Annotated in this window: 2 tRNA genes; both read right to left on the minus strand. The window is 48.3% G+C overall.

Annotated elements, in window-relative coordinates:
- Positions 1-2 precede the first annotated feature (2 nt).
- Positions 3-78 (minus strand) — tRNA-Lys (locus BLO31_RS14960).
- Positions 79-80: 2 nt separating this feature from the next.
- Positions 81-156 (minus strand) — tRNA-Glu (locus BLO31_RS14965).
- Between the last annotated feature and the right edge of the window lie 80 nt (positions 157-236).

The following is a 236-nucleotide window of genomic DNA, read 5'->3' on the forward strand; positions in this document are numbered from 1 at the left end:
AATGGTGGGTCGTGCAGGATTCGAACCTGCGACCAATTGATTAAAAGTCAACTGCTCTACCAACTGAGCTAACGACCCAATGGTATCCCGTAGGGGAGTCGAACCCCTGTTACCGCCGTGAAAGGGCGGTGTCCTAGGCCTCTAGACGAACGGGACACTAAGTGTAAGTGTTGGGCACTTACTGTTGTTTCCACTTCTTATCAAAGTAGAAACGAAACTCTTCACATCGTAAACAT

Origin of the sequence: Vibrio sonorensis, from assembly GCF_001854765.1 — a bacterium.
In the GTDB taxonomy this organism is placed as follows: Bacteria; Pseudomonadota; Gammaproteobacteria; order Enterobacterales; family Vibrionaceae; genus Vibrio; species Vibrio sonorensis.